Here is a 7612-nt window from a genome sequence, read left to right on the forward strand (position 1 = left end):
GCGATCGGCGTGGCCAGTCCGGTTTCTGTCATGGTCAATACTTTCGGAACCGCAAGGATCGAGGAAAAAAGGATCGAGCGCCTTGTTCTCGAGGTTTTCAATCTCCGACCGAAAGGCATCATCAAGATGCTTGATCTCTTACGCCCGATATACCGCAAGACGGCGACATACGGACACTTCGGGCGTGAAGAGCCTGAGTTCACCTGGGAGAAGACGGACAAAGCTGACGATTTGCTGCGTGAAGCAGGACCGGCAGCTGCGTGAGGGCGGCTGGATCAAGCGCATGCGGCAACCCATTTCAACTCGCGAGACCACGCCCGGCCGGCATGGCAAGAAGCCGGCTCGGGTTTTTGGCGGAGATTTTGATGCGGATTATGACGTGCTCTGCATCGGTAATGCCATTGTCGACATCATCGCCCAGTGCGACGAGGCATTCCTCGAGACCAACGGCATCATCAAGGGAGCGATGAACCTCATCGACACAAGGCGCGCCGAGCTGCTCTACAGCCGCATGGGTCCGGCGATCGAGGCCTCCGGCGGCAGCGCCGGCAACACGGCGGCCGGCGTCGCCAGCTTTGGCGGCCGCGCCGCCTTCTTCGGCAAGGTCTCCAACGATGCGCTGGGCGAAATCTACGCCCACGACATCCATGCGCAAGGCGTCGCCTTCGACACCACGCCGCTCAAGGGTGAACCGCCGACGGCGCGCTCGATGATCTTCGTCACGCCCGACGGCGAGCGCTCGATGAACACCTATCTCGGCGCCTGCGTCGAGCTCGGGCCTGAGGATGTCGAGGCGGACAAGGCCTCTGGCGCCAAGGTCACCTATTTCGAAGGCTATCTGTGGGATCCGCCGCGCGCCAAGGAAGCAATCCGCCAGACGGCGATGCTGGCGCACGCGGCAGGCCGCGAAGTGTCGATGACCCTGTCGGATTCGTTCTGCGTCGACCGCTACCGCGACGAGTTCCTCGAGCTGATGCGTTCGGGTACCGTCGACATCGTCTTTGCCAACAGCCACGAGATCAAATCGCTTTACCAGACGGCGTCGTTCGACGAAGCGCTGGCGCAGATTCGCAAGGATTGCCGCATCGCCGCCGTGACCCGATCGGAAAAAGGCTCGGTGATCGTGCGCGGCGACGAGACCGTGGTGATCAAGGCGACCGCCATCAAGGAGCTGATCGACACGACGGGCGCCGGCGATCTCTATGCCGCCGGCTTCCTGCATGGCTACACGCAAGGCCGTGACTTGCAGACCTGCGGCGACCTTGGCTCACTGGCAGCCGGATTGGTGATCCAGCAGATCGGCCCCAGGCCCCGTCAGAATTTGCGCCGCGAGGCCGAGCAGGCGGGGCTGACCATTCCGGACGTTCAAACGAGTTAGTGGCCTACCTTCCCGTTGTGCAGGCTATCTCGCCAGAAGCGCAATCACGGAATAGGGAAATCCTGATGTCGAACATGATGAAGGCGCTGGTTAAGGCCAAGGCCGAGCCGGGCATCTGGATGGAAGAGGTGCCGGTGCCGGAGATCGGTCCCAACGACGTGCTGATCAAGGTCAGGAAGACCGCGATCTGCGGCACCGACGTGCACATCTACAATTGGGACCAGTGGGCGCAGAAGACGGTGCCGGTGCCGATGGTGACGGGCCATGAGTTCGTCGGCACGGTCGCCGATTTCGGCGCCGCGGTCACCGAATACAAGCTCGGCCAGCGCGTCTCGGGCGAAGGCCACATCGTCTGCGGCCATTGCCGCAACTGCCGGGCGGGGCGAGGGCATCTCTGCCGCAACACGCTCGGCGTTGGCGTCAACCGGCCCGGCGCCTTCGGCGAATACGTGGCGATCCCGCAGCACAATGTCGTGCCGATCCCCGACGACGTGCCCGACGAGATCGCGGCGATCTTCGATCCCTTGGGCAATGCCGTCCACACCGCATTGTCCTTCGATCTGGTCGGCGAGGACGTGCTGGTCACCGGCGCCGGGCCGATCGGCATCATGGGCGCGCTGGTGGCGCAATGCGTCGGCGCGCGAAAGGTGGTCATCACCGACATCAATCCGGTCCGGCTGGACCTGGCGCGCAAGCTCGGCGTGCAGCATGTCGTCGACGCCTCGAAGGAAAAGCTGCGCGACGTCATGCCGGTGCTCGGCATGACCGAGGGTTTTGACGTCGGCCTCGAAATGTCGGGTGCCGCGCCCGCCTTCCGCGACATGATCGACACCATGAACAATGGCGGCAAGATCGCCATCCTCGGCATCGCGCCGACCGGCTTCGAGATCGACTGGAACAAGGTCATCTTCAAGATGCTGCATCTCAAGGGCATCTACGGCCGCGAGATGTTCGAGACCTGGTACAAGATGATCGCGCTGGTGCAGGGTCCTCTCGACGTGTCGGGCCTGATCACACACCGCATCGGGGTCGATGACTACCTCGACGGTTTCGAGGCGATGAAGAGCGGCAATTCGGGGAAGGTGGTGATGGATTGGTAGGGATTGCCTTGGCCGCTCTTCAGGAAAAGCTGACGGGACAGCACCCCTCTGGTCCGCCGGACATCTTCCAACGAGGGGAACATGGCTGGGTGGAGAGCTATGGCTCCGCTAGGTGCGCCCCCTAATCATGATACGGCGACGTATCGCGGCCCATCCGATAACGGTCGATGGTGGCAATTCGCCTCAGCCGATGACGGAAATCCGGTGAACGGATGCTCACAGGCCCCCACGCGATCGTCTATTTCCTAAGATCTGCGATTGAGGTCGAGGTGTTGCCGCCGTTTCAGCGGGTAAGATGCGTTAGACGACTTCCGGTACCTTTCCGGTCAGCGAATTAACGAAGGCAACGAGCCGCATTGGACAGGTCGTGCCATTCCGGTTCGGGGGAAGTATGGCGCGGCTCAGCATGGCGACACGGTCGGAACTGAAGCGGCGATCGTGGAGCGTTATCGCGGCGTTGACAAGCGGCGCATTCTGAATGAGTTCGGGGCGGTAATCGGCTATTATCGCAAGCGCGCGCGATCCGTCTTATGAACCGTCGTGAGCAGAGGCCGTCTGCGAGCAAGAGCCGCAGCCGCTGTTACGGCAGCGATGTCCGCGAGGCGCTCATCGTGTTGTGGGAGGCTTCGGAGCGGCTGAGGTCCGCATCGTCGCTCGCGGCGGCCAGCGCCGCCGGGCAGGAATGAGTTCGGCAGTTCGCCGCTCGGTGCAAGCCCGCACCTCGGCGATTGGAAAGATCCGCCGCCCGGCTTTGTTGAGCGCATTCGGGCACGTCTTGGTCGGGGAGCTTCGTGCAGACGATGGTGCTGACCGAAATTGCCACCGGCTGGACCGAATGCATTCCGGTCCGCACGCGCAACAGCGGCAATGTGATCATGGCGATCAAGCAGGCCCGCTCGCGGTTTCCCTGACCCTGTGCTGCTGTTTGCCGGCATCCGCCCGCACAGGAAGAGCTTGGAAAGCGGTCGATCGTCGTGGCCTGAATGCGGAAATCGAGGAGCCGTTGGTCGTCGATCTCCAGCCTGAACGCGGTCGTTTCCTGGTGCCGCAAATCGGCTGTTGCATACACATCCCTGTCAGACGTCAGTTTTCCTCGCCCATTTTGGTGTCGAGATGCGAAGTGCTCTTTTGGACCAGCAAGGCTTTTTGGAAATCTGAGAGCGGCTTTCCGCGGGGCGCTCCATTTTTGAGCATCAAGCTACCACAGCCAATGACGCGCAGGTTCCACCAGACTCGCCAGCCTTGAAGGACAGCGAAATAGCAGAGCACGACAGACACAACAATCCATCAGGAAGCCGCAGTCGTTGAAGATGCGGCGCTGCATCCATACCGTGGATGCATTCGATCCAAATAATCGATTTGTTCAATCAGTTTCTCGAAAGCTAACCCTACCCTCTGTGGGAATCGGGCTCTGGGCCGCGACGCTGCCTTGCGAGCGCAGGGGCTGCACGTAGGAGAGATGATGCAACGAGAAATCGCACGCGGGTTGCTGGCGTCGTGGGTTCGCCGACCGGCGTATTTGAGCCCGTCAGTTGGTCCTCACCCGCGCCTATTGCCACCGAGCGACTTGCATGTCCCTCCAACTCGGACCTGTTCCGAGAGATGCGACGAGTTGTGCGCCGTGTGCTCCGATCAGATGGCCGCCGGTGACGCGTCTCTCTTCGATAGGAGATGAAATGCGAACGCTGCTCGTGGATCATCATGCGGATCTTGCGCGCGCCATGCGACTTGCGCTCGGGGATGGCGGCTTCGTCGTTGATGTCGTTGGTACTCTGGAACTGGCCTCGAGTGCATTTTCTTGCGCCAGCTATGAAATTCTCCTGCTGGAATTGGCTCTGCCAGATGGCGATGGCTTGGGTTGGCTGAGGCAGTTGAGGACCCACGGGCATTCAGTTCCTGCCGTCATTATGAGCAGCCTTAACGATCTCGATAAGCGAATTGCGATCTTCAACGGTGGTGCGGACGACTTTCTGCTCAAACCCGTCTCTACCGATGAGCTTATCGCCAGAATGAGAGCCATTCTGCGCCGGGCGTCACAGATGACCGACCTGAGGCTCGTATTTGGCAATCTCAACTTCGATCCGGTCGCCCGGCAGGTTTTCGTTGCTGGGCACCCAATGATGATCGCACGTCGCGAACTCTGTATTCTAGAGCATCTGCTTAACCGGGCAGGCCGCATCGTGCCCCGTGCGCAGTTGGAAGATCACCTCTATTCGTTCAACGACGACGTGTCTGCCAACGCGCTTGAAGTCGGAATCTATCGTTTACGTGGACATCTGACCAGATCAGGTGCAACGCCACGGATCAAGACCATCCGTGGCATTGGCTACATTCTAGAATTGACTGACGCGTCATCCGCATAGTTTGTCGAATCGAAAGAAGATCTATTTTGCTGATCCTTCAACATCCTTGCCCTGCGCTCAATTGGCGGGCGATCGCCATCAAGGTTCCGAGACCTGCAGTGCCCCGTTACCTGGGCCATCTCCTCTGCGCGCTTATTGTGACTTTCCCACTTGGTGTCGCGGCGCAAAACAAGCAGGACAAAGGCGCGCCGCGTGCGGCTTCGAATAGCATCAATGCCACGCTGACCCTTTCCTCTTCGCTCGGGGAGACCGTTCATCTGCCCGCGCCAGCCACGACCATCTTTGTTGCTGACCCGACGATCGCGGATTTTCAGGCACCATCGAGCAAAACAATCTTCGTCTTTGGCAAGAAATCGGGGCGGACCAGCCTATTCGCCTTGGACGGCAACGGCGAGCCTCTCGCCGAATTGCGTATCGTTGTCACGCAACCGATCGGGGATTTACGCGCCATGTTGCGGGAGCAGGTCGGCGACTATCCCATCCGCGTCAACTATACGCCGCGCGGCGCAATCCTTAGCGGGACGGCGCCCGACGCAGAGGTCGCCGACACCGCAAAAAGAGTCACTGAGCAATATCTGGGCGACGGAGCGCAAGTCGTCAACAACATCAAGGTCGCTGGATCCCTGCAAGTTAACCTCAGCGTGCGCGTAGCCGAAGTCTCACGCAGCGCCATGAAGTCACTTGGCGTCAACCTGTCCGCCTTCGGTCAAATCGGCAATTTCAAAGTGGGCGTTCTAAGCGGAAGCGGTGCAAGCGCTGGATCTGGTTCAACCCAGGGTGGCGGTACAGCAGAAATCGGATTCGACAACGGTGTCGTCAACGTCAGCGCGGTTCTCGACGCGCTCGCCAAGGAGCATATAGCTTCCGTCCTGGCTGAGCCGAACCTCACCGCTATGTCGGGTGAAAAAGCCAGCTTTCTAGCTGGCGGCGAATTTCCCATTCCTGTCCTGCAGGAAAACAGGCAGGTATCGGTTGAATTCCGTCACTTCGGCGTCAGTCTGGAATTTGTGCCGACAGTTCTCAGCAACAATCAAATCAACATTCACGTAACGCCCGAAGTCAGTGAACTGTCGACGCAAGGTGCCGTGCAAATCAACGGAATTTCCGTGCCGGCAGTTTCCACGCGCCGAGCCGATACGGTCGTCGAACTCGCCAGTGGGCAGAGCTTCGCAATCGGCGGTCTAATCAGGCGGAACGTCAACAATGATGTCAGGGCCTTTCCCTGGCTCGGAGAAATGCCGATCCTGGGACCGCTTTTTCGCTCGTCCTCGTTTCAAAAAGAGGAGTCAGAACTGGTCATTCTAGTTACGCCTTACATTGTAAGACCAGGCTCCAACCCAAACCAGATGAGCGCACCTACGGAGCGGGCGGCACCGGCTTTGAACGGAGGGGGCGCTCCGACGAATTCCGTGGCAAGTCCCCCGCGAGACCGCGCTGCTATCCGTGCGGGCGCGCCAAGCGCCCAGGGCGGTCTCGGCTTCATCATCGAATAGTGTCGTCCAATGATGTTGCGTTTTATAGTCCTCTTTGTCGCTCTGGCACCAAGCGTAAGTGGCTGCACAAGCACTACGCCAGTTGATGTCGAACCATCGGCATCAATGCTTGTCCGAGAGGAGACCACCCTCCTGACGTTGCAAAGCCTGCGCGCTTCCGAACGGCAGCGTTTGCGTGATTTCCTAAACAAGGCCAGTCGCGGCCGATTCGATGCCCTCCACCTCCTCATCAGCGGTTCGCCCCAGCTCAGCGCAGGGGTAGCCCATCAGGCCAGGCAGTTGGCAATCGAAGCAGACAACATTCAATTGCTCGATCAACACGACGCCGGCTCAGTGCGAATTGAGGCGATTGTCTATCACGCCCGTCCGCCGGTCTGTCCCTCATATGGTGCCTTACCCAATGAAGAATCCTTCAAACAGCCGCTTGGTTGTTCGACAGGATTTAACCTGGCCGTGATGGTCAACGATCCGCGCGATCTGCTCGACAATCAGGCCGTCAAGTCCGGCGATGGCGATCGTGCTTCTGTACCAGTTGCCACTTACAGAACGTTCGGGACGGATAAAGGTGGCTGATACCGGCCCTTATCTTGGCAGCACTCCTACCGGAGATTGAAAGCTTCCAATCTCGTCCTGATCTAAAATCAAAGGAACCGCTGGATGCAATATAGGCGCGATATCGCGGGCCTTAGGGCTGTTGCTGTACTTCCGGTCGTACTCTTTCATTTCGGAATTTCGGCGATCCCGGGTGGCTTTAGCGGGGTTGATATCTTCTTCGTCATCTCCGGCTACCTTATCAGCGGAAGCCTCTTGGATGACCTTGAACGCGGCCAATTTTCGATCGTCAACTTCTACTGGCGCCGTGCCCGGCGCATTCTGCCGGCTCTCGTCTTTGTGATGCTTCTCACCTGCATTGCCGCATTGTTCATTCTTCTGCCATCGGATCTGCGCGAATTCGGTCTTAGCATCATAGCTGCCTCGACCTTCTGGTCGAACGTTTTTTTCTGGAAAACGTCAAGTTACTTCTCGATCGATGCCGCGCTTCGACCACTGTTGCACACCTGGTCGCTTTCCGTAGAGGAGCAGTACTACATCTTCGCCCCAATCCTGATGTTCCTAATCTATCGCTACATCGGGAAGCGCTGGCTGACGACACTTCTTCCGATAATTCTCTGCAGCTTCGTAATGGCGGTGATGGCGACATCGCTGGCGCCCACCGCCGGATTCTATCTGCTGCCGACCCGAATCTGGGAACTCATGTTGGGCGCCCTGCTCATGCTC

9 protein-coding genes are annotated in these 7612 nt (G+C 59.2%); 7 read left to right on the forward strand and 2 right to left on the reverse strand.

The genetic code is table 11. From position 1 onward, the window contains the following. The 3 genes from EOA29_RS19010 to tdh form a co-directional block, all read left to right on the forward strand. Positions 1 to 264 (forward strand): methionine adenosyltransferase domain-containing protein (locus EOA29_RS19010; RefSeq protein ID WP_189478929.1); only part of this gene is annotated, 264 nt, incomplete at its 5' end. Beyond that, positions 239 to 1378, forward strand: coding sequence for an adenosine kinase (locus tag EOA29_RS19015; protein ID WP_236370636.1), 1140 nt, complete (start codon positions 239 to 241; stop codon positions 1376 to 1378). The genes EOA29_RS19010 and EOA29_RS19015, both read left to right, overlap by 26 nt. A 65-nt stretch (positions 1379 to 1443) precedes the next feature. Then, positions 1444 to 2478 carry an L-threonine 3-dehydrogenase gene (gene tdh, locus EOA29_RS19020; RefSeq protein WP_127221288.1) on the forward strand — a complete coding sequence of 345 codons (1035 nt, stop codon included), beginning with the start codon at positions 1444 to 1446 and terminating at the stop codon, positions 2476 to 2478. Positions 2479 to 3058: 580 nt separating this feature from the next. Here tdh and EOA29_RS41510 read toward each other — a convergent pair. Continuing rightward, the gene (locus EOA29_RS41510; protein ID WP_164747350.1) at positions 3059 to 3547 is read right to left on the reverse strand and encodes a hypothetical protein; all 489 of its coding nucleotides are present in this window, start codon (positions 3545 to 3547) and stop codon (positions 3059 to 3061) included. Between the two features lie 14 nt (positions 3548 to 3561). After that, a complete protein-coding gene (locus EOA29_RS42275) occupies positions 3562 to 3756 on the reverse strand; it encodes a hypothetical protein (RefSeq protein ID WP_210213155.1) in 195 nt (64 codons plus the stop codon). 398 nt (positions 3757 to 4154) lie between these two features. Between EOA29_RS42275 and EOA29_RS19030 the strand changes: the two genes are divergently transcribed. The 4 genes from EOA29_RS19030 to EOA29_RS19045 form a co-directional block, all read left to right on the forward strand. Beyond that, positions 4155 to 4841, forward strand: a complete 687-nt coding sequence (locus EOA29_RS19030; protein WP_029354874.1) for a response regulator transcription factor — start codon at positions 4155 to 4157, stop codon at positions 4839 to 4841. A gap of 71 nt (positions 4842 to 4912) precedes the next feature. Next, a complete protein-coding gene (locus tag EOA29_RS19035) occupies positions 4913 to 6334 on the forward strand; it encodes a type II and III secretion system protein family protein (RefSeq protein WP_051695798.1) in 1422 nt (473 codons plus the stop codon). A gap of 12 nt (positions 6335 to 6346) precedes the next feature. Beyond that, on the forward strand, positions 6347 to 6907 hold the full coding sequence (locus EOA29_RS19040) for a CpaD family pilus assembly lipoprotein (RefSeq protein ID WP_236473720.1): 561 nt from the start codon (positions 6347 to 6349) through the stop codon (positions 6905 to 6907). Between the two features lie 84 nt (positions 6908 to 6991). After that, positions 6992 to 7612, forward strand: a 621-nt coding sequence (locus tag EOA29_RS19045) for an acyltransferase (RefSeq protein WP_145969704.1), incomplete at its 3' end; no start/stop codon positions are given.

This window comes from Mesorhizobium sp. M1E.F.Ca.ET.063.01.1.1, assembly GCF_003998155.1.
Classification (GTDB): Bacteria; Pseudomonadota; Alphaproteobacteria; order Rhizobiales; family Rhizobiaceae; genus Mesorhizobium.